This window comes from Stenotrophomonas maltophilia group sp. msm4, from assembly GCF_032025605.1.
In the GTDB taxonomy this organism is placed as follows: domain Bacteria; phylum Pseudomonadota; class Gammaproteobacteria; order Xanthomonadales; family Xanthomonadaceae; genus Stenotrophomonas; species Stenotrophomonas sepilia.
The window spans coordinates 90,586-116,774 of record NZ_JAVSKK010000001.1 but is presented as its reverse complement, the minus strand read 5'-3'; the positions used below and the strand labels follow the sequence as shown (position 1 = coordinate 116,774).

Sequence of the window (26,189 nt, the reverse complement as noted above, 5' to 3'; positions counted from 1 at the left end):
CAATGGATTCTGAGCACAAACCTCCATTGAAGGAGGCTTACTGTCGGCCAATGTCTTTACTGGGGCTGGTGCCAGATGGTCACTATGTCATCGCTGTTTGTGCGTTTACCTGTTACGTTGAAGGCTGATGCAGAGTCAAGGGCTAGCATGCTGTTTTCGTCGCCGCACTCAGGCCATCGTTGCGATGGCATTCTGAACAACTGAAAATGCATCAGCGCTTCGTCATCGACGCCCAGGCTTGCATACTCATCAAAATTGCGAACATCCGCGTCGTCCAAAAATGATTTTCCACCACCAATAGCTATTGCGAATGCGACAGGATAGGCTTTCAGGATGAAAATGTTGGAGAGATTCTTTGAGAAGAAATCGAACACCCGATAGTCACGGACGATGGTCATTGGAGAATGGAGATAAGGCCAGTAGTAGATCTTTACGTCATCCAACAATGACTGATTAATACCTAAAACATAGCTGGATAGGTGCTCACTATATCTATCAAGACCCACCGAACACAGATGAGCGAGAACTCCAAGCGCAACACGCCTAGGCCTTACGAGTGCCGAACCATAAAACGGAATCCCCTCTCTTTTCTGACCAATTGCCTTAGCAAGCTGATTGGTCAGAGAAGCAAGTTCTCTGTCGTAAGGTTGAAGAATATTTCCGTTGCAATCGGCACACAGCGTTCGAAAAGGAACCCCATAGGACCGCTTTTCGAACTCCCCAGGCCCGTCTTGTGCAACCGAATCCAAAATACTCCAAATCCGAACCGCTCTACCTGGACTCCAAGACTTGGGCGGAACATGGTTCTCCGTCAAGTCTCGTTGCTGCCCACATATATTGCATCGACCATGAGCCGGCCCAACTGGGAAGCGGAAGGTGCGGTCAGCCATTGGTCGCGTTCAAGCTATTGAGAGTTGCTTGTCCATATAGCATGAACGCGCTGCCAGCGGCATACATCACCCACGCATAGATTGTCCGTCTGAACATCCCACTATCAATCTGCTTCGAGAAGTCCTTTGATGATGTTGTTGACGTTGGAAGCATTGTCTTTCGCCACATTGAAAAGGCTGTTGATCTTGTTATCCGCGTCTTCCGATTCATAAATCACGCGACCCCCGTTATCGAGCATCAGGAAAACATTCATGCTTGTCCAGAACCATTCGTCCACATCTGTGAAATGCTTGAATCGGCGCTCATAGACTGCAATTTTTTGCTTATCCTTATACTTACATGTGACGTAAGACGGGATAAGGAAATCAGTCCCCTCAGTAAGAACTCTTGGCGGCTCTGAGAAATGCCAATCGACCTTGCCTTCTGCGGTCTCCCAGATCATGTTGTCAATCAGCCGTTCAACATCTTTTGAAAGATTCACGTCAGTTCACCCATTTATTTTCATTTTTGATGTGTTCCAAAGTCTTGATGACACCTTGGAGTTCATCCCAGATATGTCTCGCGTATGCTCTATCAATGGGTGCGCCCGACCGTATCGATGTCAGCTTTCGTCTGAGACGCCAGACATCCACTTTCTGCCACAAACCGACCTTCCCAGATACGCTTTCCAGAGAGGAGTTGAGCTGGGACGCAATGGCTCCTACGTCTTCCAAGCTGTTCGCCTGGACGGCAGTGAGAAGCTTCTTGTCCAGGGCGGTCAAGTCTCGAAGCAGTTCAGGAATGCGGGCAATTTTTAAAAATCTTTGGTTCAGAGCACGGGTAGTGAACCAAACCTTGATGCCTATGGCGAAGCCTGCAATTCCTGCCCAGTCGGCAAGGGCGGACACATCCCAAGCGATTGCCCAGGCACCACCGTCTTGCGTCTGACAACTCCCAAGTAGTCCGATGCTGGCTACTGCTGCTATCCATGCTTTCCACCGCACGAGCGCCCCCTGTCCTAGCTCAATAGGAAGGATTGTAAACGAGAAGTGAAAGCGAGATGGTGTCAGAAAAATCTGACAGATGGGCCAGTCAAAAGTGCGAAGCGCCCAGGGCGTCGCCCAAAGAAAAAGCCTCCCAAATTGGGAGGCTTTGCTTGGAGCTAAACATGGCTGCTCCTCGTATTACATTTTACGACCCGTGGGTTTTTCGATCTTCCCTTGCGGAATAGAGAGCCTGATCCTTTCATGCTCTTCCCAAATGCGGGCTTCCTTCCAGATCTCACTTCCAATTTCCAGTGTCGCTGAGGGCGGATACTTCTTCATTATTACTCCTTACGTTTGGGTGAGACTCTATTATATATTAGCTCGACTGCAAAAGCTCTATTCCCAAACGTTTTTGTAATCTCCGTTCATAATCTGGAAAGCAAAATTGACCACCGTCTCAATCTCTTTCCGACCGAATTTTTGGCTGTAATCAGCAAACGCATCGAACGCTTCTAAGAGTTCCTCGTCGGTTACCAGGTGGTCGCCTGTATTGCGTTCGACCAGAACTGCTACTTTTGACTGGCTCGTCTGAATGACGCGCTTTGTCTCTTCATAGACCATCTCTTCAACTGCTTCGCTCACACTGTCGTATTCCTTAAAGACGACGCCTTGGTGTGGAAGATAGCTGAGAACAAAGGTCTGAGCTGAGAATTCGGGATGCGCGATGACCAGCTCTTTGACGATGCTGAGTGAGTGCCTTTTCATAAGTGACCCCTCATGCTTTCAGACGCCAGTTTTTTAAAAGCGCCTTTCTTTAACAACAGCACCACCATATCAGCCACACTCAATCTCCTATACGCCAATTGTGAATCGTATCCACTGCGTTGACCGAATTTTTTCAGTTCGTGGTTCTCCCTAGCCTGCATTGAGATGATCTCTTCAAGCTGAGCCTCCATCTCAGCGAGTTTTTCATTGTATTCGCTTCCAGGGCCGACCTTTTCCAAGTCGAAGCAGAACGAGTCAATTTCAAGGCAGTGCGGATTACCGATAATCTTTTCCACCTCATACAAGTTGTCGATGCCTTCTTGATCAGTGACCAGGAGCTTGACAGCCCCTCGCCTGCCCGCCCATCGATTCTTCTTTAAAACCATCTCAACGATAACGATTGTTTGGGATTCTGTTAATTTTTGGGATGCAATGATATTTCTCATGATGTTGTTCCTTTTTTCAGTGGATTGAACGAGACTCAATTGACACGAGACTCTTAATTAAAAGTTATTAGAAAAAGTGGAAATGGCAAGACGGAAGAAATGACTAACCATCAGAAGTGGGAATAATTCACAGATTTGAGTGAAGAAGTGCTTATTAAACTTTTCCAAACCACTTCCCTTCACCCAATAAAAAAGCCCCTAATGCGGGGCTTCTCAGTCAAGGCATTTCATGCCTTCTCCTTTCTACTGGGCTAGCCGCTGACGGATGTATCGCAGCTCCGTTTCCAGCTGACTTTGACGCTCAGACAGCAACATACACTCTTTCTTAGTCAGCCTTTTTCGCTCAAACATTCGAATGTCCGCCGCCAAATCGGGCGCAAAGATTCTGAGCTTGGAGAACATCAGGTAAAGAACAATTTCTTCAACGCCTGATACTCTTGTCTTATCGGCATAAATGGAGCACGCATCGCGAACGAAGTAGCTGCCTTCGTTCTCTTTCGCGATGACGATTGGCTCTTGCTTGATTGCGAAGCGTTCAGAGCTATCGAGTTGCACCGATTCGAGCCCAAGGCTGGAATCGAGTTGGTTGAGCGCGTCTTTGACAGCAATCTCGACTCGGTTTTGTTCTTCGTTCAGGATTCGAACGAGAGCAAGCGGCAGACAGACGGAAAGGCGGCGTTTGATTTCGGCCATGACTGGGGGTTTAGGGCGTTTGGTAATGTCTCTCATGTCATTCTCCTATTGTTGTCAAAAAATTGAGCTGCTCTCGCTCTGCTCTTTCCAACGCTTGACGGCGGCTTGCATCATCAGCCGAACCATATTGGTTCTCGAAAGATCAAGCGCATCCGCGCGCAAGCGAATTGCAGCCTGGTCTTCTTTCGAGATCCGCGTCATTTGCAACCATGCGCCAGTCTGATTCTGGTCATCTTCGTAAGACTCTTTCGATTCAGCCAAATGCAATTCAAGCCGAAGTTCTTCGTCATCGAAGTTGTTCAAATAGTGCTGAATGATTTGTCGTTGCAGCTTTGCTTTGCGGCACTCGGCTTCTGCGCTCCAATCGCGAAGATCTTCGTTGAGTTGAAAGCTGACGCGAGGATTTGGAGCCACGCGGTTTAATTTCTCATCTTTGGGTTGTATATTTCTTTCCATAACTCTCCTTGTGTTTTAGGTTGTGGCTCAAATGAGTCGTGTTCTTTGAGAGTAGATCGGATTTGAGAGTTGACAAGAGCAAAAGGACACGAGAATTCAAAAGCGGAAATAATTCACGCTTTTGAGTTCGGGTAAAAGAGTGCTAGCGATAAGCATGGGTTGGACTGAAAAAGTTTAATAAGCTCGTAAAAGCGCGAAGCCGCGCCGCAGGCGCAACGTAGCGCAAGCTCCCAGCCTTTTGCTTTTAGCCGCTTTTTCTGTCTTTTGCTCTTGTCAGAATAGACTTACGTGCTACCAATTAATTAATAGAACAGATTAATTGGAGAAGCGCGATGGCAAAGACCTGGATTAGACGAAGTTTAAGAGAGCAACAAAGAGGCTTGTGTGCGTATTGCGATGAGCCGCTTCCTGGAAGAGCGAAAAGCTCTCTGCTCATCCCTGTGCAGGTTGGCGGGTCAAAGGACGCGGGCATTGTTCTCGCGTGTAACGAGTGCCTCGGAAGCAAGAGTCAGTCAGACCTGATGGGCTGGCTCGCTACGCCCTTTCATCGAGTAGTTCCGAAGAACTTGCCTGCGTTGCTGGTGAAGCGCCTGGAAGCCGCTGAGCAAGCCCAGAACCATCAACTGCCGGTGGCTTACTCAGCGCACAGAAAGGCGGTCAGAAAGGCGCTGGAAGAGCGTTGGAAGAGCCCGCGAGTGAGAGTGAGGGTCGAAGAGGGAACCTTGATCTTCGATAGGGAACAACACGGGCGCGGAGCCACCTTGGCTGTCTTGCGAAGCCAGTTCGCAGGGGTCGTTGAGGAACGGGCTGGTGAAGTGAGGGTGCGTGTGCCGGTGCAACACCTGGAAAGAGCAAAGGGCGTGCTTGCGAGCCTGAATTGTTGGGTAGTTGGACTACCCACAAGTAGCTCCTTGGCTGGGTTGAAGCGCGCTAAGAAGAAGACGCCAATGCGGGGAATTAGCAAGCGCCAGCGGCAACAGATGCTGATGCTTAGGGATGCAGATCAGCTGACGACGCTGGGGCGGGTGGATGTAGAACTGGCGTTGCTAAGACATCGACTGAGGAGTCGGTAAGTAAACGGTTCAACACCGCCCCTTGAATTTGTGCGTTCCGCCCCAATATCAACGAAGCCGTCCGGCAAATTCAACCACCCACACGATCAACCTATAACGGGGGATTTATGTCTGATAAGGAATACGTCAAGACTTACTTGAATGCAGCAAAATCTGTCCTTTCTTCACCCAACGGGACTGCTCGTCTCGTGTCTGGATTCAGCACGTTGAAAAATGGTGCTGATGCAGGAGTGACCCCTAGCCAGATGCGCGCGATGTTTCCGGATCTGAGGAAGTATAGCGACCCGGTCATTGAGGGCTTTATCGAGATCGGTAGCGATCTGGTCGAAGGCAAAACCATCATACCGAGTGCGGTCTTTGAAGATCCCGAACCCAACGTCGCTGTTGCTCAGTGATGACACCTAAGAGAGCACCGCAAGGTGCTCTCATTCTTTTGGCGCTTTGCATGGTCTTCATAGCGTTCGCTTCCACCGCTCCACCCCGGCTTCAAAAATCATTCGTAGCATTGTTGTCTGTGGAAGGTAGAGAACCTGGGCACGCTGAATAAAAGCGCCTTTGACTTCCTTTGTCACGCTAACCTTCTGGCTCATCACCTGGTCAGTCTTGGCAGAGTGTCGAACGGGAGCATCTTCGATTTCCAATCGCATCAATTCTTCCTCCACCTGCAAGTAGTGATAGAGAATGTTGCGCATGACTTGAACCAATGGCTTCTGTTGAAGCGCTGCCAGTGCCCTCAGCTCGGCGTCCAGGTCGGCGTGTAGTCGGACACTAGGGAGCGAGCAACTCAGTCGCTGGATTGGCATTTCTTGGAAAAGAGCGGTCATGCGGCACGCTCTTCGAGGAAGTAGTGGTTGTTCAGCGCTCTTTCCTCACGCATGAGTTCTTGAAAGAACTTGTCGTGAGCAGAGTAGAAGCCATAGACCGCGTTGCTGTCTCGTGAGACGTAGAAGAATCGGTATTTACCCATTTGCAAGCCTTTGAAGATCTGCACGCCTTCCAGCTCTTGACTGTAAACGGCTTGATGCATGTCTCCGAATGCGCGGTAGTCGAAGAAGTCTGCGAAGGCTTCTGCGCTGTATACCACTGCCTTGTCTGAAACTCGTGCGCCTCCCGCTGATGAAGCGTTGAACAACACGTGCAAATCGCTGATAATTTTTCTTTCGCTGACGTAGTGCTTGGAAGATGTTTGTTGTGCAATCGCGTTCATGTGTTCTGCTCCGTGTTTTTTTTGTAAGATTGAAGGAGGAAGCGTTAAAATGACTTCCTTGTAATTAATTTAAATCAGAAGGTCGATTTGGCAATAGCGATGGCGCGACCGAATTTGACTAAAACGTAAAACCGGGAATAGTTCACAATATTCCTGCCGCAAAAAAAGCCCCAACGTGGGGCTCGCTTCTGGCGCTTCATTTCTTAGCTCTCCGCTCCTCTCCTTCTTTGTTTTGCGGCTGCTTCCAGGATGTTGCGCCATAGAGCTAGTCTTTCTACGCCTAATTCGTCTGCTCTCTGATCGAAAGAACCTTTTGCATCGGCAGTGATGTAGATAGGTGGCAATGTGGCGGCATGGGTCAATCCGCGAACTTCCACGTCTTCCAGTTCCAACATCATTTCCTAAGCATCTAAGTCGAGGTATCGAATCATGATGCGCCGCAGAAGCGTCGTGACCCTCACCCCTCTACCAATCGCCCACTCCCTTAGCTCTCTATTCAGAGCTGGGTGCACTCTGACTGAGCCCAAGATCTCGGTGAACTCTTGGGCCGACGCATCTGACCGTGAATATGCGTTCTCCTTTACTTGCTTCATAAGAAGAACCTCTCGCCTGCGTAAAAACGAGCAAGGCGGTCAAAGTCGCATAGGAATTCAGCGTGCTTAGTGACCACTAAAAACGGCCTTCGGCGGTCTGTTGCGATGTAGTGCACGCTATGGTCAGTGCCTTCGTAACGTTGTCCAGGACGAATCATGGAGGACACTTCGCGGGCTTTTAGGAAGCCCTGAGAGAGCCTCTTATGGGAGCCGTCTTTGTAGAGCACGATGAGCAGCGTGAGGGCTGAAATCGCTATAAAAGCGAACATCAGAGCGTCTGCAAAATGGGGCCAAAAGTTATCGGCAACGTTGAGTGCGAAAGTAGTGGTGTTCATAGTGTTCTCCGGTTTTTAAGGGTAGAGATGAAAATTCATCTCATACCTAGACCTTAAAACGCGAAGAAGAAGCCGCAAGAGGCACTTTTCGACTAAAAAGAAAATCCGTGAAATAGTTCCGTTATGGGTAGGTAGACTACCCACGATTAAGGCCGGAGCCGCGCCGCAGGCGCAATCGGAGCAGCGGTCCAGGCCTTTGCTCTTAGCGCTCCTTTTGATGCACAAAAAAAGCCCACCTTTCGGTGGGCTTACCATGGCTAAGCTGCTTTTCCAGCTTATGCAGCCGGCCACTTCTGCTCCGGGTTCGCTTCGCGCCACTTCTTCGCCGCGTCAGACTTTTCCCATTCTACGAATGCCGTGGGAGTGCGACCGCGCCCGCTCCAAGTCTCGCCATTCGGCAGCTTGAACTTTGCAGCCACAGGACCCTTGCTGCCCTGATTGCTGACGGACTTACGACCACGAGTGGAACCGGATACCACGTAACGCGCGATTTCAGCGCGCTGACGCGAATCGAAGAACTCAGCGAAATCTTCCAACAGGCTCACGATGTTGCTGTGGGCGCTTTCGGCCTCTGCTTGACGTTCCTTGTTTTCCTGTTCCTCGATCTTGCGCAGTTCTTCCAGAAGCTTCTGCTTCTGAGCTGCGAGATTGTCGAGATTGGTCTTCTTTTCTGCCATTTCTATTGCTCCAATTTCAGCGGTTGATGGTGTGGAATCGATCCTAAAAGGACCCGCAATTTTTAGCAAGCCCTTTTCCATAAGAATTAGATCCTTCATCAATTTCGTCCATTCCGCTTCTTCACGACTCGCCTATAAAGCTGCCTTTGGCTCTTCCTTTCGTCCTCCCAAGCCTTTACCGTCAAGCACTTGCGTTCATCCATAAGCCGTTGAGCGGCATAAGACGCAAGAGCAATGATCGAAGTTGCAATGGGCACCTCGTAGTCGAACTCAGCGCCGGTCAGCTTTCGGAACTGTTCCCTCAACTTTGGGGGCACCGTCATCATCATCCGATTGGCACGCTTGCCTTCATCTGTTCGGTAATCATGCAGAGAGGGTTTTGAGGCCAAATCCCCTGGCATCCCCAGAAGTAGATGGACCCTACGGCCCGTCTGTTTGTTCCTACGAGACAGAGCGCCCTCTTCGAACTGGAAATACGTCTCCCGCCCTGGTTCGTCCCCTGCCCCAACCTTGTCGCTAGGCAACACGTCTTCCAGGCTTTCATGAATCACTGCTTCATGTCTGCTTTGATGCACGACGTTGAGCGCGGCAGACAGGTCTTTCATTTTTTTCATAAGTTCACCTCCGATTTGATTTTTTTGACGATAGAGAGCGTGTCGAACTGAACATGCCGAACACCCCTCCCTTTGATCTGATAGATCGTTTTTCCTTCGGCATACGCGCGGGAAAACCCGGCTCTGTCCGGGATGACAACAGCGCCTTTCAACTCGGTGCTGGACAGCCGTTCCCTATGCTCTGCTCTCGCTTTGTTGACCCTGTTCGCAACGACGATGAAGCGCTTCTTTTTCCTCTTTAAGAGGTCAATCGTGCGCAAGAACACAACATAAGAGACGGCATCCAAGGCGGTGGGGACGATGTAGAGATCAGCTTCTGGGAGGACTTCGTTGTCATTGAGGCGCGGGGGTGTGTCGATGATTTCCACTGCGAAGCCTTTGCTTCGAGAGCGAGCGACAGTAAATGGCGTTTCGTCAGCCAAGGCTGACCAAGCCAAGGCGCTGCCTTGGGAATCTCGGTCGATTAGGAGAACGCGCTTCTTCTCGATTCCAGCGAAGTAACTTGAAAGAGCCAGGCTAAGGGTAGTGCGCCCTACCCCACCCTTGCCCGACAGGAGGCATAAGCGAACGGTCATGAGTCACCTCCTTTATTTTCATTCTCCTTTTTAGAGGCACTCAGAACTGAATGAAACACAAAAACGAAGAATGCTAACAACCCAAGGGCAAGACCAACCATCAAACCCATCCTTAAAACTTCCTGGTGCCAAATCAGGACGTATCGACACAGAACGACCAACACCGCCATTGAAAACATGGCAAGGGGGACGCCGATCACAAATGCGACAAAGAGAATAAGACCTATCGCAATAGATGCCGCCTGAGTGAGAATCTCGACAAGCTTTTCTTTGAATTTCATCATTGTTTATCCTTATTTTTGTTGTTGGTGAATTGAATAGAGCCGAGCAATAGCGCTGCAATGACAGCGAAGACGTAGAGGACTAAGAACATCACGCTGCCTCCTTTTGCTCTTCATTGATGCGTTTACCTGGGACCGGAACGCGCTCCGCGTCGGCTCTAATGTGTGCCTTCAATGAGGGAGGAACTTTGCCGCAGCACAGTTCAGCGATGGTCTTTCCTGAGCGTCTTTCGAACTCTTTTCGTCCGGTCCACGCGTGGTAGCGTCTGACTAGGGTCACGCCGACCTCTTGAAACGGGTTCGCTTTAAAGTCCAACAAGAACGCCGCAATGGCATCCAGTTCTTGGCGTGTCTCTGCATCCGACTCTTGGCTCCATAACAGGCTTGCAAGCGCCAGGGCGGTGATGCCTCGTGAGTCGGCGTCGTTGATGAAGTCGTGCTTGGGCTGGTGGAAAACGGCAGTTCCAATCGCTGCTTTCACCACGTCTAACTTTTTGGCCTGCACAGCAGGCAGTAGCAGATATGAGTAGTTCATTCCCATACCCCCTGCACCAGTGCATCCAAAGGGTTTTCCCTAGGCGCTTTTCGGTCATAGCGCTGCTTCAAGCTCCTACGTTCATCGCGCTTCGACTTCTGCGATTGCTTGAAGAACGCAAAAGCGTTGTCTTCGAGAGAGAATGCGGCTTCGTTTCTGTATAAATGTTCCAACTTCATAAATCGTCTCCTGTTTTAATATTTGTTTATGAGTAGTCGCACTACCCATAAATTCAGTTAAACAGACGACTGAAATCTGTCTAGCTTGAAAAACGAGAGATATTTCTCAATTTTTCTGTTTAGTCAAAACATTCTCCTTGCGCTCTTGCCTGAATCGCTTTCAATCAAAGAAAGCCAAGAGAAAAGGAGCGCGCGAATGAAAAGACAAGAAGGGTATTCACTGACGGAACTGCTCATTGCAGCAGGTATCGTTAGTGCCATGGGCGCTGTCGCATTCGTGCTCTACCAGCCGGTTAAAGCGCGCGCACAGACGCGCGCGGAGAGCGAGCGACTCAACAATCTGTCTAGCGAAATCCAGCAAGCCTTTGGCGTTATTGGAAGCTACGAAGGCGTTAGCAGCGAGCGTCTAATAGAAGAGCGCTTCATCAAGTCGGAGCAAATCCAGGACGGCAAAATCAGAAATGCGTGGGGAGGCGTGGTTGATGCACAGCCTTTCGGCATCCGCCATTTCGGAGACGCTTTTACCCTCGACTACACGAGCGTCAGCGCTGCGAGCTGCTCAGATTTCGTCTCTGCCAACGCGAGCAATACTTACGATGTCGTGATCGACGGCACAAGCATCGTCAAGAACAACAACGATCGGTTGGATGTTCCTGCATTGACGAAAGCATGTGCGAGCGCTCGCGTTGTGAGCTTTGTCTATCACAATGAGAATATCGGGCAGTTCATCGCATCGCCGCTCAATCTTCCGCAAGCTGATCAGACAGAGAAGAACCCACCTCAGGGCCCCGGCCTCGCTGCTCCTGGGGCAACGGCGGGTGGACAGGAAGCCACACCGGTTCACCCTTACGTTCCAAGCTGCGGCCCCAAGCCAGCCCTGCCGTCGTGCCCAGGCGTTAGCAACCAAGTCTGGGAAGCCACTGTCTTTCCCCAATGTTGGTCTCTGATTGGCTCTTGCGCCCTACCCGTCGCTCCAAGCCCGACTCCGGTTGTGCCAACACTTCCCATAGTGGTTCCTCTTCCCGACGTTCCTCCTGCGCCCCCAGCGCTTTGCAGCGCTTCGTTTGAGTCTCAGTCAGCGGCCTGCCTTAGTGGCAGCTATGGAAAGGCAACCGCTACGCGTCAGAAAACCTGTCCCGAGGCATGGGGCCAACCCGTGTGGACCAGCTGGGAAGCGGACAGAAGCAGCTGTCAAAGCTGCCCAGGAAGCGCCCAGGAAGAGTCATATCAGACGGTGAACAGAAGCGGCTCATGCCCGCCCGGCATGACCGGTTCGATGACGTATCAGACGCGGCTGAAAGGAACACGGAACGTCTCCTATGACTGCCCAGCAGGCCAGACCACTCTACCCTCGCCTTCCTACACCGAGTGGGTTTGGGTCGAGACCGGCGAAGTGCTCTCAAAAGATGAGAGCGCGTGCCGCGCGGAAGGCCTGACCGTTGCCAACGGCAAGCTCTTCATTTCGAACACAAACACGACTCGAACCATCCAGGAAGGCTTGGTTTTGGCTCAGAACGCGGATTGGACAACGCTGGCGAGTGTGTCGAGCGACTGGCCCCAAAGCTATGGTCCCGTGCGTGCATGGGCAAACGTGAGCTTCACTTTCAACGGGGTCACCCAGGGCTTCTACCAAGCCGCAAACGGGAATACGCCGAGCCCAGGCAACTCCATCAACTATTCGGAAATCCGAACGCTGAACTTCAACGGAAAACTGGTGGACATCGATTTCCGAACCTTCGGAACCTCAGACGGCACTGTGATCAACGGCGGAATTCGCCTTCTTTACCGTGTTCGCTGATCGGTGCGCAGCACGCCAAACCGCCCTTTAATCACTTACCGCCAAACCGGCTTTGAGTGCTCTTGCCAAATTGGAATTCAGTGCTAGAAATAAAGAATGTCCATCAAAAAACAGGAGCAATCAATGAAAAACAAATTAGCGTTGTCTGGCATCGCTTTGGCGATCCTTTTGTCCATGTCTGCGGCGAACGCAGCAGAGCCCATCGAAATTGGTGAAGACGTGCGAGCGTGCCAGGACGGTATCTCTATCGGAACAAATGCCAAGAGCGATATCATTTGCGCGCAGAATGGCGGTATAGCCATCGGAAAAAACGTCAAGTCGAATAATGGCGTCGTTATTGGGACGAATTCTAGCCAGAGCTACGGCAGTAATGGCAACATCATCGGAACACAATCTGTTGGTCTAGCAGATAACGTCAACATTCTTGGAAACGAGAACAATGCGACGGGGGCAAACGTGCTCGGCAATCGAAACAGGGATGTGCGGGGAAATATCGTCGGTAACGACAATAAGACGATCATGACGAATAGCTTGATGGATGATCCAAATATTTACGGAAATCGCAACGTCATCACATCCGACAATGATGGAGCAGCCACAAGCGTTTCAACCGCAATGCTAGGCAACGACAACAGCGTCAAGGGAAGCAACAACGTTGTGGTGGGCAACAAGAATATAATCGATGCCAACGGCGTTTCTGCGTCGGATTCCGTCTTCGTCGGAAGCAGCATTTACACGAACAATGCGAGCGGTCAGATCAAAAACGGCGTCGCCATTGGCTACAACGCTGGCATTCAAGGGAACCGCAGTATAGCGTTGGGTTCAGGCGCAACCGCTACTGCTGACGACTGCACTGCCATCGGTTCCGGTGCGATGTGCGTGGAGTCGAAGACCACCGCGTTTGGCGACACTCGACTGACGAACATTGCGAACGGCATCAGAGACACCGACGCCGCAGCCATGGGTCAGCTCACGGGGGTGGCGCGAATCATTGGTGGCGGAACACGCTTTGAGAACGGAAACCTGGTCACACCCACGTGGTATTTCAGAGACAACAGCACACACACAACGATCAGCAGTGCACTGGACAACCTGGACGAACGAATCGAGAGAGCAGGTAACGGTGGTGCCGGACAAGACGGCTACTCAGCGTATGAGCTTGCGCAGCAATACGGCTATGAAGGCACCGAACGCGAATGGCTCGCCAGCTTAAAGGGTGACAAAGGAGACAAGGGAGATCCTGGCGTTGCCGGTGCTGCTGGTGAGAACGGTCAACCAGGAAAAGACGGTCAAGACGGCATGAGCGGTGGTGCCGGAAGCAAGGTGACTGCCGGAAACAACGTTGAAGTCACTGAGAGCGAAGACGGAACTCAGTCTGTCGCACTGACTGACAACGTGGAGCTGTCGGAACAAGGCAGCGTAAAAGTGGGCGCTACCACCGTTTCCAACGGCGGTGTGACGGTTAAAGATGGTCCATCGTTGACAGCTAACGGCATCGATGCGGGCAATCAACGAGTGTCAAACGTGGCGGCTGGCCGCATCGAACAAGGTTCGCAAGATGCAGTCAACGGCGGACAGATCTACGATCTCAGAAACGAACTGAACGACAAATGGGAAGCGACGAATCGCCGCTTTGACGGCATCGAAAAGAGGTTGAACGGCTTGGGTGCTCAGACTGCCGCAATGAGCATGATGGCTGCTTCTGGTGCAGGCTTGCCGGTCGGCAAGGTAGCCATCCAAGCCGGAGTGGGCTTTAACGGTGGAGCGTCGGCGATGGCGGTAGGCTACCGCGTTCGCACAAGCGAAAAAGTGAGCTTCTCAGCGGGGCTTAGCTTCGGCGGCAACGGAACCAAGCCTATGGGTGGGGTGGGCATGAGCATCATTCTTGACTGAGGAAATGGCATGGAAATGCAACCCAAAGGGAGCTTCGGCTCCCTTTTTTGTGGCTTGCTATCCCGAAGCCCCTGGTGTGAAATGCGTTCTATCTAACGGCATCGTAATGGACTACACAGTGAAAAGACTCTCCCCACTCTTTCTGGCTCTCGCTCTCTGTGCGTGCAATCAGCAGAACGAAACAACCACTGATGCTTCGCAGCAACCTCAGCCGACTCCGGTTAAAGAGCTTCCTTCGAAGCAAATTGGCGGCATCGAGCTTGGACAAGCTGCGAACCTTCAAGAGTGCGAGAAAGAGCGAGCGTTTGGTTCGATTCGATACAAGTATGAGCCGACCAACACCCCGTGCTGGCAAGCCAGCATCTTCGACCAGGGCGGCAAGTTGAAGCTTGACCTTGGCGAGATGCCGCAAAACACGTCGGTTGAGGTCAATTTCGGCCGGAAAGCCATTCCGGACGGCATCTACCACGTGGGCAAAGTCACAACGATGGTTGGTAAGATCGAAGACGTGACGCTTGAAACGCAGGGCGTTGACCGTCAGCAAGAGATCTATGAACTGTTGGCTGCGAAGTGGGGTCAGCCCACGTCTACCAACGTTGAGAGGTTGCAGAACGGGTTTGGCGCTCGCTACGACAGTGTTGAAGCATTTTGGGCGCTTCAAGGCATCTCGATCCAATACGTCGGCATGCTCAACCATGAGCAAGGACTGATCATCTTCCGCTCTGACGCGTCAAACGCTCAGATGCGCGAGCGGGACAAGAAGTTGAGAGGAGCGGAATCGTTCTGATCAGGAAGGGGCTTCGGCCCCTTTTTCATTGCGTCTCGTATGCTCTGCCCGAAATCATGGCTTCGTAGAAGTCTTCGCCCGCATCGGCAGCAGCTTTGACTCTTTTGTAGGAAGTGGGCGACCTGACTTGTTGACCAGTGATCTCAGCGATGCTGATCGCTATCGTGTCGAGTGCCTGGAAGGCTCGGTCTTTGAACGCAAGTTTGGGATGATAGAGAACGAATAAAAGAGTGGCGCAGCACGCGGCTGCGCGAATTAAACTGAACATGAGTGACTCCTTTTGTGTGGGATGGAAGAAGGAAGCGGAAAATTCGCTTCCTTCTTTGAACTTAAAACAGAAAGGACGGGCGTCAACCCGTCTTTCTGCAAAAGTGTGAAATTATTCCGCTTTAAAGAACGCGGGTGAGCTTGGAGATCTCTTGGTGAACTCGCGAAGCGCTTTGCTCCAATGAAACATTCAAGAGTGATGCGATGAGTTGAATGGCTCTCACATCGATGACGGAGCTTTGATAGCGCAGCGCGCAGTGATGAATCGACAAGCAAGAGTAAAAATAGGCCTTAGGGGTGTCGAGCGTGGGAGCCGTGAGCGACAATCGTTCCTCTTCACTCATTTCAGCCGAGTCTGGAATCCATATACCTTCTTCGTTGATCTCGCCTTTCGGGCGGTCGTCAGGGTATTCCTCTGGCTTCTGTCTTGCTTCGAACAACACGGCTGCACGAATCGATGGCAGACGGTCTTCTTTCTCGATCAAGTCCCAAGCCCTGATCGCAGCGGATTTCGTCTTGAATTCCGAGATTCGGGATTTGTCCAACAAGGGCGGAGCGGTCTTTCGATGTTCTTTTTGGGTAGTCGCACTACTCATAAATGCCTCCATATTTTAAAGGTTGAACTTTAAATATAGATCGGAAGTGCAATCACGCAACCCAGGCGCTCATTAAACTTTTTCGAGACGACAAAGCAGGCCACCTCCTTTTGAAGTGACCCCCGGGAGTTGGACATCAGATCCGACCCCGAGGGATACATGAACAGATACGACGCGCGTTTCAAACTGCAGGTCGCCAAACAGGCCTGCAAGACCTCCACATCGGTCAAAGCCGTTGCTCGTCGCTACGGCCTGGAGTTCTCCACGGTCAGGCGCTGGGTGGCGACCTATCGGCTGCATGGTTGGCGGGGATTTCATCGCCAGTCCCAGTCCTATGACCTCGCATTCAAGCTGGCTGTCCTGAAGAAGATGGGCCAGGACGGCATGTCCGGGCGGGAGGCCACCACTTACTTTCAAATTGGCGATGCCGGCGCGGTGGGTCGGTGGCGTCGCCTGTATGCTCAAGGCGGTGCCCAAGCGCTGGCACCACCTCCGCCGCCGCCCCGAAAGCCGATGAAAAAGACCCGTTCGTCCAAGCCACCTGAGGAAATGAGCCGCGATGAGCTGCTCAAGGAAGTTGCCTATCTGCGTGCGGAGACCGACTACCTAAAAAAACTCGATGCCTTGATCCGGGAAGAGCAGGCGGCGCAGGACGCAAAGCGCAAGCCATCCAAGGATTGAGGCAGGTTCATCCGCTGTCGCTTCTGCTCGAAGCGGCAGAGCTGTCACGCAGTACGTTCTATTACCAGAACCATGTCCTGGCCCATCCGGATCAGGATGAGGCAGCCCTGTGCGAGCGCATCCGGGCAATCTACGATCAAAGCCAAGGGCGCTATGGGTATCGCACGGTGACGCTGGAACTGGCCAATCAGGGCCATCGGACCAATCACAAGCGGGTACAGCGCCTGATGGGGGAGATGGGCCTGAAATCACGGGTACGCGTGAAGCGCTACCGGTCCTTCAAAGGGGCCGCCAATGTTGTGGTTGGCAATGACCTCAATCGCCAGTTCCATGCCGAGCGGCCCAACCAGAAGTGGGTGACTGACGTCACCGAGTTCAAGGTGCAAGGCATGAAGCTGTACCTGTCGCCGATCATGGACCTCTACAACGGTGAAATCGTGGCTTATCAGATCAAGCGCCAGCCTGTGTTCGATCTGGTAGGTCAGATGCTGGAGGAGGCCATCAAGAAGCTTTCGCCGGATGAGCGGCCAATGATCCACTCCGACCAGGGCTGGCAGTACCAGCATGAGAACTACCGGCACATGCTGGAAAAGCACTCGTTGAAGCAAAGCATGTCCCGACGTGGCAACTGCTTGGACAATGCGGCAATGGAAAGCTTCTTCGGGACGCTGAAGTCGGAGTTCTTCTACCTGAACAGCTTTGACAGCATCGAAAGCCTGGAGGCCGGGCTGGTGGAGTACATCAAGTACTACAACCAAGAGCGAATCAGATTGAAATTGAAGGGGCTAAGCCCGGTAAAGTACCGGGAACAGGCCCAAGCAGCCGCCTGACCCCACCGTCCAAGTCTCGGGGGTCACTTCACTTTTTAGGGGCGTGCTACCATGCAACAGGGAAGGCCGAACTCCGGCCTATTGCTATGGGGAACCAGCGTGAGCATAAAAATCAGCCGAGCCGCCTTTCATGCGGCGATTATGACGTGCCTCTTGACCACCGCGCCGACTCATGTCACTGCGCAGCCTGCTCCGGTCCGCCTGCCAGCTTTGATGTTCTGGACGACGATGATGAAGGCCGATAGCAACATCAGCAATCAAGTTCATCATTACGCAGAACAAAACGGATTGAAGTCCCTTCCGGCAAGTTACGCCCTGCTTCTTTCAAAACAGACAACGATAGGCAGCAATCCTGTCTATACGGCTAGTCCGGACGACGTTCTTTGCGGGGCTCCGGCTGGGGCAGTCGCCATGGTTAGCGTCTACGTTTTTGGCCAGGAGGATGATCTCGAAGCGCTTCCTGAGTTCTCCGCACACATGGCGCGATTGGAGGGCTTGAAGAGGAACGCGCAAGGCGTGGCAGCACATTCCACACAACAACAAGAAAAGCTTCTGAGGGATAGCCAAGGCGGGCACGTTGATGAAGCACAGAAAAAGCTGATTCGCGCGTATCAGAGACAGCTGACTGCATCGATATCGCAGAGCGAGCTTCAAAAATCTTCGGCACCGCTCATTGCTCAATACGCTGCGACAGTGAACACCGGCTTTTCAAAAATGACGACGCAAGAACGTTGCGTGTGGGCAATGGGTGCATTCATAGCGAAGAATGCCAAACAGTTGGAAGCAAGCTTGGCTTCGGCGCAGCGTCGCGATGCTGCTCAGAAGCAGTCCAGCGCGCTGGGGTTCGGTCCCACTGGCACCGCACCGTCCGGCGCTGGATTTGACATGGATATCGCGGTCAACACTGCGAAATCTGCCAAAGAGTTGGAGCACAAGGCCTTCCAGCTGGGCTTGAAGTCTCAATAGGTAAAGGGTTGAAGAGAGGCAAACAAATCTGTCTCTGTTCAACTACATCGCCATTCCCCGACTCTTCCGCTTCACTGCCTTGGGTGCAGGGAACTCAATCACGTTGCTCTTCTCTTCGACCTGAAACGCCTCTCGCTTCGCCACGGCTTGCTCAACGCCCAGGAATTTACAGATGCGCTCGGCGTCGGCACACGCTTTGAAGATCGCTCGCGGGTCGTCTTGAACGACCTTGATCCACGACTTGACGTAGCCCGCATGGCGCTCCGGTTCGTGCGGAAGGTCAAGCCGCTGACTGGACATGTAGGAAAAGATCTCCGCTCGCAATTCCTCCTGGGCGTATCGCTCATCGCCAAACGTGCCGAAGGTTCGATTGAGCCTCGAAGGATGCCCGGTCCAGTGCCCTAGTTCGTGCAGCGCTGTCGCGTAGTAAAGGTCAGCGCTTTTGAACTGCTGGATCTGCGGCAAATGGATGGAGTCTGTCATCGGTCGATAGAACGCCTGATTCCCACCGTCATGCTTGATCGAGGCCCCGGATTCGCGCAGCACGCGTTCTGCTTCTTCATGCCTCCATTGCTCAGGCATCACCGCAGGCGGGGCGTAGAAGCGCTCTGGAAGGCCGGAGATTTGGGAGGCGTTGAACACGTTCGCGTAGAACACGCGAGGGCCTTTGCGGCCTTGGGTAGCTTCTTCCTCCGCGTCCCCTTCTTGCTCGTTCTTCTTGTCGGGCCAGTCCCAGAACTCAACCTGTGTGGCTTTCTGTCCTTTGTTGACCTTCCCGCCCAGGTCGGAAGCTTGCTTAAACGTCATCCAGGCATTCGACTCGTAGCCCTGGAAGAGCTGTTGCATGTGCAGGTAGAGCGCGTTGACGCCATGGTAGTTCCGGCCCGAAGTGCCGTTGACCGGCGCGAGGTTCGCAGTGTGACGGGGCTGTCCAGGCGACCAGGGGCGTTGGAACGGGGCCAAGTCTTTCTGCATCAACTCGATGAAGAGCTGGGCGACTTTCTCTGTGTGATCGGTCATCTGGCTCATCGAATGTCTCCTTCTCTCAGCAAGATGATCTGTTGGCCGGAGCGGAGATGGGACAGTAAAAGTTTAATGAACTCTTCTTCTTCTAGCTCCGCAACCATTTGTTCTTGGTTCCAGAAGTGGGAAAAGTCACCATTGAGGAAATGCACTCCGTCACGTTCCATTTTTGCGATGTATGATCTTCCAACCTCCAATGATTCCAATGCGTCTTCCAAGGACATTGCGCGCTCTTCAAACGCGCCGTTCTTTTCGTTAAACATAAAGCACCTCAAAAAAATGTGGACAGTGCTTAACAACTAACAGAAGAACAGGGTTTGGCAAGCAGGCATGAAAAAAGCCCCTTGTTTAGAGGGGCTTTTCTATTGGCTGCTCATCGCTGAATTCTCAATTGGTTAGAACGGGACGTTATTGGGATCATCGTCATTCGACGAAAACTCCACTTCCTCAACATATTCTTTCGTGCACCATTTCACGTTCGCAACGTAAGTTGGCCTACTTACACCACCTACCTTCATCCGAACTCGCTTCTGCTCAAAGCCTGGGATGTAGCTACTGATGTTGCGCCAGAATATTGAGGTATCCAGCGGCTCAGACTGGAAGAGTCGGCAGAAATTGAGGTAGCGCTGATAGATCATCGCTTTATCTTCAAATCCCTCGCTCTTCTCAACCTTTTCCTCTTGCATCCACATCTTGATGTTGTTCGCAACGACTTTGACCTCATCTTTCATCGCCCTTGCTTCCTCCGGCCATTCTTTTTCAGGCAGGAATCGCCCTCTTTTGATCAGTCGCTGCGCGCCCTCCAAAATCCAGGACAGGATTGCATCTCCTTCTTCTCTGAAAAGTTCTTCATGGTAGTCGAGTTTCTTCTTACTATCGTCAACGACGTTGCTCCACTTCACTACGCTCATTCGACGCCAAACACCGTTGCTCTTATCAACGACAAAAGGCGCGTCGTTGGAGCAGATGAGCCACTTCGCGCGATTCTTATAGGCACCGATGATGCTGACGCCCTTTCGTTCAACACTCACAGCGCCTTGCGTCACGATTTTTTTCCACGTTTCCTCGCACCATTTGCCACTCGACACTTCGTCGGTCATCAGCAACGATGCACCTAAAATAACTTCTAGTCCAAAACGCTGATCAAGGTTGTGCAGAATCGGTCTAACAGGATTAGATTGATAGAGACACATCAATTCAGCTAACGTCGATTTACCCGTTCCACCCTCACCCCACCACCACACGGCGAGCTGATAGTTGTGCGGAAGCAAAAGCATCGCGCACTGCTCTTGAATGAAGTCGCGCATCGCAGAAGATGTGACTGCACCATCTAAGAATGCTTTGAACTTGGAATTCTGTGGCAAAGGTCTGTGCTGATACGGTTGTCCGGGTTCTCCAAAAGTGATGTTGAGCGAATGAGTCAAACCGAATGCAGGGTCTGGTGCTCGCACTGTGATTTCACCTTGGTCGTCTAGGTGAATGTAAGCATTTCGACAAGGGATGATGACGTTCTTCGGATCAGGCGTAGCAATCGGAGCACGCCAACGAAGATGGCTTTCCAAGAATTTCCAGGTGTGTTCCTCCGCTCTTCGAGTCGCCGATTCTGGCACGTGTAAAGACAACCATCGATTGACCATCATCATGCCGTCTTCCGCAGGCACGAAGGAGAAGTGGCTTCCGTTCCATTTGTGAATCAGTGTGCCGCCCTCTTCCACGCGCCCGCCCCATAATTCGTTTTTCTGGGAAAGAATGTGGTTGGCGAAACGAAGTGAAACACTGTCCGGCTTATCTTTTTTGGATTTCTTCGGAGCCTTTCCTGTGGACTGCGCCAGTGTCTTCGCGTCATCAGCGCTAGTCTTCTCTTCGACAGACACAGAGACAGCATTTTCTTCGGCAGACATAGAGACAGTGAGCGCAACCTCTGCTCTCGCAGCACTCGCCTCTGTGGCGAGACGCTCTGACTCATACTGCTCGTAAAGCGGATCTCCTACATTGAAGAAGTTGACATTATTAAAATCGATGCTACTTTTATTCTGTAAGTTCATAGTTTTTCCTTTTCAATACGTGGTATTTAGACCCCCTTTGCAGAGGGGGTTTTTTATGCTTGCGATTTGGCTGCGCGCTCTTCAAGAAGCTGCCGCGCCAGTTCGGAGAGAGTGATGTTTTCACGCCTGGCTTGCTCATTGAAACGCTCCAAATCGTTCAGCGATAAACGGAACTGAAAGGTGACCCTCTTTAAATCTGATTGCTCATTCATTATTTAACCCCATTATTTGTTAGCCATGTATTGACAATACAATTTTAAATTAATAAGTCAACTCCATTATCATCAGTCTCCTGCGCCTTATGCTGTATTTGAGAAGTACCTCTCACTTATATCACCGAACCTCAATTGATTAGGCAATAAATAATTCGGGTGATCCGGGTGATCCGGGTTAAATTAGAGATACCCAGATCGGGGCAAAGCCTTATGATGCAAGGCTCTTTAAAGAAGTGATCTGGGTGATCCGGGTCAAATACTAATTATCGAATATAAATTGCCATATTAAAACCCGAAGCAAAGGGCCAAATACTGCATTATTGTTATAGAGAAAGGTGAAATGCTTTCTTCACCCAGATCACCCAGATCAAGACACCGAAGATGCCTGCCTGGCAAAGCTTGCGGGTTGTTCTGGGGGCTTGTTTTTCATCCCAGATCACCGGGATCACCCAGATCACTCCGTCCTTAAACGGCTTCATTGCCTGAAACTGCCTGGCATGGGAGAATCCTCTAAACCCACGGAAGGCATCTCCAATGTTCGGATGGTTCAAGAAGAAAGACCCGTTCCAAATCAACGATTCGAGAGCGGGAGATGTTGCGAAGGATGCAGCAACGCTGCTCTACATGCCTCTCATGATGTGTAAGAGCTACGACAACTTTCATGAGCGCCTGCAAGATCCAGAGGTAAGAGGGTATATGGTTGGCTTCTTTGACGCCGCCTCCCAGGCAACTCAGCTTCAATTGCCGGATGACTCGCAGTTCATCACGTTCATTGCTCTGTGCCACCGAATTCTGCTGGAAGGTCTAGTCACTGACCCAGGCTCTTACGCTTTGGACTCTGCCATGCTTCAAGGAACCCCTGCTTTTGAGAGGGGTCAGAAGCTCGGCGGTAGCGAATATTTCGAGTTCATCCGATCCAGACGGCCTCAAATGGGCCTTGGACGACTGATTGGTCAACACGACCAGGAATAAAAAAAGCCCCGATTTGGGGGCTTTGTCTTTTTTAAAACGCATAGTCCATCACCTCAGGGGAGTCACCCGCATCTGATTACCTCTTCCTGAAACAAAGACATGATCCCCTGGTCGAATCACTTGGTCATCGTCTTGGACGACTGAAAAGATATCGCTCTTCCCTTCTAAGCGAATGTAGATTTCCACGGCTCTGCGCTTCGTCACTTGTCGCTGCACCGCAGTGCCTATGGCACCTCCTGCAAGCCCAGCTATCGTCCTCTCGGTCCCACTGCGGTTCTTGCTGAGCAAATAACCCGTGGACGCCCCTACCGCAGAGCCGGTGTTGAGGCGGTAGCTCTGGTCTTGAATGCGAACTTCTTGAACGTGGAGAACCTCTCCCAGCCTGACGTTCTGCTGCGAGAGCGCTTGTTGCTTCCCGTAGACCCGAGCGGACGTGTTGGAAGCCTGGGCGAAGCTGGGACCGGTTAAAGCAAGGGCTAAGAATAGTGCGCTGATTGATTTCATTGATATACAACCTCCAATCTTAAAGTGGGTTATTCCACTCTTTAAAGCTATTTCAGACCAGGGATTTGTCAACGAACAGGCAATAAAAAAGCCCCAATGAAGGGGCTTTTAGGAACGCGCAAGTGCAGGTGTCTCATCTCAAATGAATCACACGATCCTGCGGCGTGGCAGTTCTAAGCAAAGCGAACTGGGTGAGTGTAATTGTGCGGTTGACCTGATCGAACTCACAGACTTCCGGAAGCGCTGACAGCGCAAGCACGGGGGACAGCCGGTGCCACGCCAGGAAATTCTGCGTCAGCCACCCTCTGACCGCTAGGAACAGCACTCGGGAATGAGGAGCATGGAGCTTTCCGGAACTATCGACCGCGATTCCTGTGAGGCAGAAGCGCACCACGTTCGCCACCCCCATCCCAGCTAGTCCTCCATCGACTTGAAGCATGTCGAAGAGGCGGCGGCGAACCCGTTGCAGAACCGTCTTACCTGCCCAACTGTCAAATTGAGGAGAGGTAAACGTGCGTTGAGTGACGATCTGTGTCAAATCCAAAGCTGTCCAGTAATCGACTCGAAGCGCCGCCACGTTTAACACCTGGACGACGATCAGGTTCACCCAATCGTCCAGCATGTCTAGCGACGCGGCCGCATCGGTTTCCGACACACCGTGCCAGCGAAGTGCTGCAACGCCGCTCTCCACAAATTGCATGACGACCCGTAGTTTTTCAACGCTCTCATGGCTAAGAACATCATCGCTTCCTGTGACAGATATCAGGCCCTCGGCTGCATCACCCATGATAGAGAAGACAGGGGCGAGGGCGGTAGGGCGCTCGTTCAACCTCATCATCGAGAACCCGTTGTAAGCAGTGATAGCCAGCGCTGCATACAATCGCAGTTCTTTTGAAGACCAAGTTCTCGTAGCTTCAAAATCGACACGAAGGAGATCGGGCTGCGCTTTCAGAAGTGAGTAATCGCTGAGCATCGTTCGAATGATTGAACGCTCGAACACGATAAAACCTCCTGCCCTGGTGCGATTTTCCGTGTAGAAAACGGATTCTTTGTCTGCAATTCCTTCTTCTATCAAGCAACGCCCAAGTGTTCCAATGGGAACCTGATAGCGCCACGTTGATCTCACCGCTTCAAACAGATCGACGGCTGCGCCAGGGCAACTTCTCACGATGACTCTACACAGCCGTCGATCAGAAAGGATGCCGTAAATGTCGTTGGCGCTCGATTCCAGCTGAGGCAAGCGGCGTCGTTCTTCTGGCGTTCTCGCAAAGTAAGCCTCGTCTAGTCTTGTGGCCTGCTGAGCGAGCGTTTTCGCATACCTCCGAACTTCGTCGGCCACAATCGCGAGTTCTTGGGGTGAGCCGTTTGAGATCGTTTCAAAGAGTTGGTGGTGAATCTTCTTTCCCGTTCGAGAAGTGAGCGCTGGTGGCGAAATGACCGCATACCAGACCCATACGAAGAAGCTCAGAAGGAACAATGCCGCGAGCACAAATTGCCAGGAAGAGGCCGTTAAAGGTCCGCCACCTGGGACCAACCAACCTTCTGCTCTCCATAGATCAGTGAGAAGTGCCAGGACTGAGACGCTGAGCACAACTACCGATGAAAGACGAACGACAGGAATCGGCGCTGTGGCAATGCGGAACTTGAAGCGGAAGTCGGCAATTGTCCAAGCGACGACGATCAGAGCCAGGCCCGCCAACAGTTCTGCAAATCCGAAGATCTTCGGTGAAGCCGGGTCCAGGTGGAAGAAGCACACCGGCCCCATGCAATGTTCAAGCGCCATCCCTTGCACCCCCGAGTTTTTAGAAGCGTTCCGTTTTTACAGGGCTCTGCGAGCTTGTCGCCGAGATCTTGGTGATGGTGGAATCGAGGTGCTGAGACAACGCGAACTGCTCTCTCAACTGAGACAGCACATCATACTTCTCCCATACCTTCCCCCAGACTTCTTGGGACTGCAATGCAAGAATCCCTGGGCGATGCCCAATGCGGCCTCTCGAACGTCCTTGTTTCAAATGAGTCCCCGAACGCATGGGAATGAAGACAGGACCTTGATTGTTCCTGCCCTCTTCTATGACTGATACCGGCTTTTCCAGCGCTTCCAAGCTCGCGACAAGCGAAGCCACAGGGATAAGCCAGCGCCCTCCGCTCTTCTTCAACCCCGGCAACAGACTGCCTTTATCCAAACGCTCTCGGACGCGCTGTGCGCCGCTCTTGTCGCCGATACCGAAGAGCACCAGGGCGACCTCTGCGGGCGTCAAAGTGGCGCGACCAGGGAACGTCGTTTGGACGATCTCGGCAGTGGAGAGAGCAAGGATCTGGAAGTTCATCATGCACCTGGCTTTACAAGCGCGTCGCCGACTTCGGACTGAATGCGGTTAGCAATCACGTAAACGTCAATTGACAGCTTTCCAATCGCTTTCTGCGTGACTGCATGCTCGCCTCCACCGACGATACGTCCGCTGCGGTGAACAATATCGTGCCGAATCTTCAAAGCATCATCCAGAATGCTGGCGTCCGGCATTTTAAACGAGAACGCTTTTTCATACAGCTCTGCAACCTTATCTCGCTGATGCCAGATCACGCGCTGCAAGTAAGACTTGATTAGGAGACGACCGGCTTCCATTGGGTCTGAAACATCCAAGAGCTTATGATAGGGCATCGCCGCACTTTTAAAGTCTGGATGTCGAGACAGGAGACGCTGCACTGTGCGCGAGTCGTTGTTTACCCAGAACAACAGCGTTTCCCACAAAAATGATTCGTAAGCGGAGATGATGGAAGCGTAGACCAAATTGCGCGCCGCAATTTCGGTTACGCCGTCCCCTTTCATCTGCGCAATTTTCTGCAAACGCCCTACTCGTCTGTCTAGAACAGACAACATGTCTGCTTCCATACCCACCTCCGCATCATTTTCAGCGATGTAGAGCGCCAGCGGTGTCTTCACCCATAGCACACCCCAATCGTCAGTGATGTCCTCGGCAACACTATCGATGAGAACAGAGTCTACTAAACCATCAAAACGCTCACGAAGAACTTTGTGAGCGTCCTGCGGACCTCCGTCCGGGACAACGGCACCCTTTCCGTCAGTCGATTCGATTCCAGCCTGAGCGGGGAGACGGAAGCGGGCCATGAACCATCGGTCCATGGCGTTCTTTCGGTGAGCGTCCGTCGTGCTGCTGTCCTTCAGCCAGTCATCGTCCACTTCATGGGTGTCCAAGCTGACGAACGCTTCATCGGGAGCAACTCGAAGCTGTCTCTCTGCTTCAATCTGCGCCATCACTTCTTTGAAGTATTTCTGAGAGCTTGTGACCATGCGAAACTTCCTTGTGC

36 protein-coding genes are annotated in these 26,189 nt (G+C 51.9%); 8 read left to right on the top strand and 28 right to left on the bottom strand.

Features of this window, described 5'->3' with window-relative positions; translation table 11 throughout:
• Nucleotides 1–56: 56 nt before the first annotated feature.
• From ROV93_RS00615 to ROV93_RS00580, 8 genes are all read right to left on the bottom strand, one after another.
• Nucleotides 57–890, bottom strand: a complete 834-nt coding sequence (locus ROV93_RS00615; protein WP_140222717.1) for a hypothetical protein — start codon at nt 888–890, stop codon at nt 57–59.
• A gap of 104 nt (nt 891–994) precedes the next feature.
• Nucleotides 995–1,372 (bottom strand): hypothetical protein, encoded by a 378-nt coding sequence (locus ROV93_RS00610; RefSeq protein ID WP_312538382.1) that lies wholly within the window; start codon nt 1,370–1,372, stop codon nt 995–997.
• A gap of 1 nt (nt 1,373) precedes the next feature.
• Nucleotides 1,374–1,778 (bottom strand): hypothetical protein, encoded by a 405-nt coding sequence (locus tag ROV93_RS00605; RefSeq protein WP_140222719.1) that lies wholly within the window; start codon nt 1,776–1,778, stop codon nt 1,374–1,376.
• A 276-nt stretch (nt 1,779–2,054) separates the two neighbouring features.
• Nucleotides 2,055–2,195: a hypothetical protein gene (locus ROV93_RS00600; RefSeq protein ID WP_172617716.1), complete on the bottom strand. Its 141-nt coding sequence runs from the start codon at nt 2,193–2,195 to the stop codon at nt 2,055–2,057.
• 57 nt (nt 2,196–2,252) lie between these two features.
• On the bottom strand, nt 2,253–2,621 hold the full coding sequence (locus ROV93_RS00595; RefSeq protein ID WP_140222720.1) for a hypothetical protein: 369 nt from the start codon (nt 2,619–2,621) through the stop codon (nt 2,253–2,255).
• A complete protein-coding gene (locus ROV93_RS00590) occupies nt 2,618–3,067 on the bottom strand; it encodes a hypothetical protein (RefSeq protein WP_140222721.1) in 450 nt (149 codons plus the stop codon). Before ROV93_RS00590 ends, ROV93_RS00595 begins: the two co-directional genes overlap by 4 nt.
• 243 nt (nt 3,068–3,310) lie before the next feature.
• Nucleotides 3,311–3,796 carry a hypothetical protein gene (locus ROV93_RS00585; protein ID WP_140222722.1) on the bottom strand — a complete coding sequence of 162 codons (486 nt, stop codon included), beginning with the start codon at nt 3,794–3,796 and terminating at the stop codon, nt 3,311–3,313.
• A gap of 18 nt (nt 3,797–3,814) precedes the next feature.
• Nucleotides 3,815–4,216, bottom strand: coding sequence for a hypothetical protein (locus ROV93_RS00580; RefSeq protein ID WP_140222723.1), 402 nt, complete (start codon nt 4,214–4,216; stop codon nt 3,815–3,817).
• Between the two features lie 1,180 nt (nt 4,217–5,396).
• Here ROV93_RS00580 and ROV93_RS00575 point away from each other — a divergent pair.
• Entirely contained in the window at nt 5,397–5,684 is a 288-nt protein-coding gene (locus tag ROV93_RS00575; RefSeq protein ID WP_140222724.1) for a hypothetical protein, read from the top strand.
• Between the two features lie 57 nt (nt 5,685–5,741).
• On the opposite strand, the gene ROV93_RS00570 is transcribed toward ROV93_RS00575, so the two are convergent.
• The 10 genes from ROV93_RS00570 to ROV93_RS00525 form a co-directional block, all read right to left on the bottom strand.
• A complete protein-coding gene (locus ROV93_RS00570; RefSeq protein WP_140222725.1) occupies nt 5,742–6,113 on the bottom strand; it encodes a hypothetical protein in 372 nt (123 codons plus the stop codon).
• A complete protein-coding gene (locus ROV93_RS00565) occupies nt 6,110–6,496 on the bottom strand; it encodes a hypothetical protein (RefSeq protein WP_140222726.1) in 387 nt (128 codons plus the stop codon). Before ROV93_RS00565 ends, ROV93_RS00570 begins: the two co-directional genes overlap by 4 nt.
• 203 nt (nt 6,497–6,699) lie before the next feature.
• The gene (locus ROV93_RS00560; RefSeq protein WP_140222727.1) at nt 6,700–6,894 is read right to left on the bottom strand and encodes a hypothetical protein; all 195 of its coding nucleotides are present in this window, start codon (nt 6,892–6,894) and stop codon (nt 6,700–6,702) included.
• Between the two features lie 191 nt (nt 6,895–7,085).
• On the bottom strand, nt 7,086–7,424 hold the full coding sequence (locus ROV93_RS00555) for a hypothetical protein (protein ID WP_109336934.1): 339 nt from the start codon (nt 7,422–7,424) through the stop codon (nt 7,086–7,088).
• Nucleotides 7,425–7,699: 275 nt separating this feature from the next.
• The gene (locus ROV93_RS00550; protein ID WP_109336935.1) at nt 7,700–8,101 is read right to left on the bottom strand and encodes an H-NS family nucleoid-associated regulatory protein; all 402 of its coding nucleotides are present in this window, start codon (nt 8,099–8,101) and stop codon (nt 7,700–7,702) included.
• Nucleotides 8,102–8,199: 98 nt separating this feature from the next.
• Nucleotides 8,200–8,715: a hypothetical protein gene (locus ROV93_RS00545; RefSeq protein ID WP_140222728.1), complete on the bottom strand. Its 516-nt coding sequence runs from the start codon at nt 8,713–8,715 to the stop codon at nt 8,200–8,202.
• On the bottom strand, nt 8,712–9,290 hold the full coding sequence (locus ROV93_RS00540; RefSeq protein WP_140222729.1) for a ParA family protein: 579 nt from the start codon (nt 9,288–9,290) through the stop codon (nt 8,712–8,714). Before ROV93_RS00540 ends, ROV93_RS00545 begins: the two co-directional genes overlap by 4 nt.
• Nucleotides 9,287–9,571, bottom strand: coding sequence for a hypothetical protein (locus ROV93_RS00535; protein ID WP_140222730.1), 285 nt, complete (start codon nt 9,569–9,571; stop codon nt 9,287–9,289). Before ROV93_RS00535 ends, ROV93_RS00540 begins: the two co-directional genes overlap by 4 nt.
• Nucleotides 9,572–9,662: 91 nt before the next feature.
• Nucleotides 9,663–10,106 (bottom strand): hypothetical protein, encoded by a 444-nt coding sequence (locus ROV93_RS00530; protein ID WP_140222731.1) that lies wholly within the window; start codon nt 10,104–10,106, stop codon nt 9,663–9,665.
• The gene (locus ROV93_RS00525) at nt 10,103–10,285 is read right to left on the bottom strand and encodes a hypothetical protein (RefSeq protein WP_140222732.1); all 183 of its coding nucleotides are present in this window, start codon (nt 10,283–10,285) and stop codon (nt 10,103–10,105) included. The genes ROV93_RS00530 and ROV93_RS00525 overlap by 4 nt, the downstream gene beginning before the upstream one ends.
• Before the next feature lie 85 nt (nt 10,286–10,370).
• On the opposite strand from ROV93_RS00525, the gene ROV93_RS00520 reads away from it, so the two are divergent.
• From ROV93_RS00520 to ROV93_RS00510, 3 genes are all read left to right on the top strand, one after another.
• Nucleotides 10,371–12,083, top strand: coding sequence for a type 4 pilus major pilin (locus ROV93_RS00520; RefSeq protein WP_140222733.1), 1,713 nt, complete (start codon nt 10,371–10,373; stop codon nt 12,081–12,083).
• Between the two features lie 96 nt (nt 12,084–12,179).
• On the top strand, nt 12,180–13,976 hold the full coding sequence (locus ROV93_RS00515; RefSeq protein ID WP_140222734.1) for a YadA-like family protein: 1,797 nt from the start codon (nt 12,180–12,182) through the stop codon (nt 13,974–13,976).
• A gap of 118 nt (nt 13,977–14,094) precedes the next feature.
• Nucleotides 14,095–14,763 (top strand): hypothetical protein, encoded by a 669-nt coding sequence (locus ROV93_RS00510; RefSeq protein ID WP_140222735.1) that lies wholly within the window; start codon nt 14,095–14,097, stop codon nt 14,761–14,763.
• A gap of 25 nt (nt 14,764–14,788) precedes the next feature.
• On the opposite strand, the gene ROV93_RS00505 is transcribed toward ROV93_RS00510, so the two are convergent.
• Both ROV93_RS00505 and ROV93_RS00500 read right to left on the bottom strand, forming a co-directional pair.
• Entirely contained in the window at nt 14,789–15,031 is a 243-nt protein-coding gene (locus tag ROV93_RS00505) for a hypothetical protein (protein ID WP_109336943.1), read from the bottom strand.
• A gap of 121 nt (nt 15,032–15,152) precedes the next feature.
• Nucleotides 15,153–15,626 (bottom strand): hypothetical protein, encoded by a 474-nt coding sequence (locus tag ROV93_RS00500; protein ID WP_109336944.1) that lies wholly within the window; start codon nt 15,624–15,626, stop codon nt 15,153–15,155.
• 159 nt (nt 15,627–15,785) lie between these two features.
• On the opposite strand from ROV93_RS00500, the gene ROV93_RS00495 reads away from it, so the two are divergent.
• Both ROV93_RS00495 and ROV93_RS00490 read left to right on the top strand, forming a co-directional pair.
• Nucleotides 15,786–17,137, top strand: a protein-coding gene (locus ROV93_RS00495; RefSeq protein ID WP_312538352.1) for an IS3 family transposase whose coding sequence is annotated in 2 segments (ribosomal slippage) — nt 15,786–16,233 and nt 16,233–17,137 — 1,353 coding nt in all. Because the reading frame shifts where the segments join, the coding sequence is not laid out codon by codon here.
• A 99-nt stretch (nt 17,138–17,236) separates the two neighbouring features.
• Entirely contained in the window at nt 17,237–18,103 is an 867-nt protein-coding gene (locus ROV93_RS00490) for a hypothetical protein (RefSeq protein ID WP_140222738.1), read from the top strand.
• Between the two features lie 42 nt (nt 18,104–18,145).
• Here ROV93_RS00490 and ROV93_RS00485 read toward each other — a convergent pair whose 3' ends face one another.
• From ROV93_RS00485 to ROV93_RS00465, 5 genes are all read right to left on the bottom strand, one after another.
• Nucleotides 18,146–19,132, bottom strand: coding sequence for a zincin-like metallopeptidase domain-containing protein (locus tag ROV93_RS00485; protein ID WP_109336946.1), 987 nt, complete (start codon nt 19,130–19,132; stop codon nt 18,146–18,148).
• Nucleotides 19,129–19,389: a hypothetical protein gene (locus tag ROV93_RS00480; protein ID WP_140222739.1), complete on the bottom strand. Its 261-nt coding sequence runs from the start codon at nt 19,387–19,389 to the stop codon at nt 19,129–19,131. The genes ROV93_RS00485 and ROV93_RS00480 overlap by 4 nt, the downstream gene beginning before the upstream one ends.
• 132 nt (nt 19,390–19,521) lie before the next feature.
• Entirely contained in the window at nt 19,522–21,171 is a 1,650-nt protein-coding gene (locus tag ROV93_RS00475) for a DUF5906 domain-containing protein (RefSeq protein WP_140222740.1), read from the bottom strand.
• Between the two features lie 53 nt (nt 21,172–21,224).
• Complete coding sequence (locus ROV93_RS00470) at nt 21,225–21,383, bottom strand: ribbon-helix-helix protein, CopG family (RefSeq protein ID WP_140222741.1); 159 nt, start codon at nt 21,381–21,383, stop codon at nt 21,225–21,227.
• A 326-nt stretch (nt 21,384–21,709) separates the two neighbouring features.
• Nucleotides 21,710–21,865 carry a hypothetical protein gene (locus ROV93_RS00465; protein WP_172617717.1) on the bottom strand — a complete coding sequence of 52 codons (156 nt, stop codon included), beginning with the start codon at nt 21,863–21,865 and terminating at the stop codon, nt 21,710–21,712.
• A gap of 55 nt (nt 21,866–21,920) precedes the next feature.
• Between ROV93_RS00465 and ROV93_RS00460 the strand changes: the two genes are divergently transcribed.
• Entirely contained in the window at nt 21,921–22,358 is a 438-nt protein-coding gene (locus ROV93_RS00460) for a hypothetical protein (protein ID WP_140222742.1), read from the top strand.
• Nucleotides 22,359–22,791: 433 nt separating this feature from the next.
• Nucleotides 22,792–22,962, top strand: a complete 171-nt coding sequence (locus tag ROV93_RS00455; RefSeq protein WP_172617718.1) for a hypothetical protein — start codon at nt 22,792–22,794, stop codon at nt 22,960–22,962.
• 33 nt (nt 22,963–22,995) lie between these two features.
• Here ROV93_RS00455 and ROV93_RS00450 read toward each other — a convergent pair whose 3' ends face one another.
• Genes ROV93_RS00450 through ROV93_RS00440 form a run of 3 tightly spaced genes read right to left on the bottom strand, consistent with a single transcriptional unit; the run spans nt 22,996 to nt 26,172 of the window.
• Nucleotides 22,996–24,645: a hypothetical protein gene (locus ROV93_RS00450; protein ID WP_180846394.1), complete on the bottom strand. Its 1,650-nt coding sequence runs from the start codon at nt 24,643–24,645 to the stop codon at nt 22,996–22,998.
• Between the two features lie 19 nt (nt 24,646–24,664).
• A complete protein-coding gene (locus ROV93_RS00445) occupies nt 24,665–25,189 on the bottom strand; it encodes a hypothetical protein (RefSeq protein ID WP_140222743.1) in 525 nt (174 codons plus the stop codon).
• A complete protein-coding gene (locus tag ROV93_RS00440) occupies nt 25,189–26,172 on the bottom strand; it encodes a hypothetical protein (RefSeq protein ID WP_109336951.1) in 984 nt (327 codons plus the stop codon). Before ROV93_RS00440 ends, ROV93_RS00445 begins: the two co-directional genes overlap by 1 nt.
• Nucleotides 26,173–26,189: the final 17 nt, after the last annotated feature.

Coding starts and splice junctions, on each gene's coding strand:
- ROV93_RS00615 (WP_140222717.1), bottom strand. CDS start 890: ATGGCTGACCGCACCTTCCGCTTCCCAGTTGGGCCGGCTCATGGTCGA.
- ROV93_RS00570 (WP_140222725.1), bottom strand. CDS start 6,113: ATGACCGCTCTTTTCCAAGAAATGCCAATCCAGCGACTGAGTTGCTCG.
- ROV93_RS00465 (WP_172617717.1), bottom strand. CDS start 21,865: ATGAAGCCGTTTAAGGACGGAGTGATCTGGGTGATCCCGGTGATCTGG.
- ROV93_RS00555 (WP_109336934.1), bottom strand. CDS start 7,424: ATGAACACCACTACTTTCGCACTCAACGTTGCCGATAACTTTTGGCCC.
- ROV93_RS00515 (WP_140222734.1), top strand. CDS start 12,180: ATGTCCATCAAAAAACAGGAGCAATCAATGAAAAACAAATTAGCGTTG.
- ROV93_RS00585 (WP_140222722.1), bottom strand. CDS start 3,796: ATGAGAGACATTACCAAACGCCCTAAACCCCCAGTCATGGCCGAAATC.
- ROV93_RS00525 (WP_140222732.1), bottom strand. CDS start 10,285: ATGAAGTTGGAACATTTATACAGAAACGAAGCCGCATTCTCTCTCGAA.
- ROV93_RS00580 (WP_140222723.1), bottom strand. CDS start 4,216: ATGGAAAGAAATATACAACCCAAAGATGAGAAATTAAACCGCGTGGCT.
- ROV93_RS00590 (WP_140222721.1), bottom strand. CDS start 3,067: ATGAGAAATATCATTGCATCCCAAAAATTAACAGAATCCCAAACAATC.
- ROV93_RS00480 (WP_140222739.1), bottom strand. CDS start 19,389: ATGTTTAACGAAAAGAACGGCGCGTTTGAAGAGCGCGCAATGTCCTTG.
- ROV93_RS00560 (WP_140222727.1), bottom strand. CDS start 6,894: ATGATGTTGGAACTGGAAGACGTGGAAGTTCGCGGATTGACCCATGCC.
- ROV93_RS00565 (WP_140222726.1), bottom strand. CDS start 6,496: ATGAACGCGATTGCACAACAAACATCTTCCAAGCACTACGTCAGCGAA.
- ROV93_RS00545 (WP_140222728.1), bottom strand. CDS start 8,715: ATGAAAAAAATGAAAGACCTGTCTGCCGCGCTCAACGTCGTGCATCAA.
- ROV93_RS00475 (WP_140222740.1), bottom strand. CDS start 21,171: ATGAACTTACAGAATAAAAGTAGCATCGATTTTAATAATGTCAACTTC.
- ROV93_RS00575 (WP_140222724.1), top strand. CDS start 5,397: ATGTCTGATAAGGAATACGTCAAGACTTACTTGAATGCAGCAAAATCT.
- ROV93_RS00500 (WP_109336944.1), bottom strand. CDS start 15,626: ATGAGTAGTGCGACTACCCAAAAAGAACATCGAAAGACCGCTCCGCCC.
- ROV93_RS00505 (WP_109336943.1), bottom strand. CDS start 15,031: ATGTTCAGTTTAATTCGCGCAGCCGCGTGCTGCGCCACTCTTTTATTC.
- ROV93_RS00440 (WP_109336951.1), bottom strand. CDS start 26,172: ATGGTCACAAGCTCTCAGAAATACTTCAAAGAAGTGATGGCGCAGATT.
- ROV93_RS00485 (WP_109336946.1), bottom strand. CDS start 19,132: ATGAGCCAGATGACCGATCACACAGAGAAAGTCGCCCAGCTCTTCATC.
- ROV93_RS00550 (WP_109336935.1), bottom strand. CDS start 8,101: ATGGCAGAAAAGAAGACCAATCTCGACAATCTCGCAGCTCAGAAGCAG.
- ROV93_RS00450 (WP_180846394.1), bottom strand. CDS start 24,645: ATGGCGCTTGAACATTGCATGGGGCCGGTGTGCTTCTTCCACCTGGAC.
- ROV93_RS00540 (WP_140222729.1), bottom strand. CDS start 9,290: ATGACCGTTCGCTTATGCCTCCTGTCGGGCAAGGGTGGGGTAGGGCGC.
- ROV93_RS00530 (WP_140222731.1), bottom strand. CDS start 10,106: ATGAACTACTCATATCTGCTACTGCCTGCTGTGCAGGCCAAAAAGTTA.
- ROV93_RS00595 (WP_140222720.1), bottom strand. CDS start 2,621: ATGAAAAGGCACTCACTCAGCATCGTCAAAGAGCTGGTCATCGCGCAT.
- ROV93_RS00470 (WP_140222741.1), bottom strand. CDS start 21,383: ATGAATGAGCAATCAGATTTAAAGAGGGTCACCTTTCAGTTCCGTTTA.
- ROV93_RS00460 (WP_140222742.1), top strand. CDS start 21,921: ATGTTCGGATGGTTCAAGAAGAAAGACCCGTTCCAAATCAACGATTCG.
- ROV93_RS00445 (WP_140222743.1), bottom strand. CDS start 25,189: ATGAACTTCCAGATCCTTGCTCTCTCCACTGCCGAGATCGTCCAAACG.
- ROV93_RS00600 (WP_172617716.1), bottom strand. CDS start 2,195: ATGAAGAAGTATCCGCCCTCAGCGACACTGGAAATTGGAAGTGAGATC.
- ROV93_RS00535 (WP_140222730.1), bottom strand. CDS start 9,571: ATGAAATTCAAAGAAAAGCTTGTCGAGATTCTCACTCAGGCGGCATCT.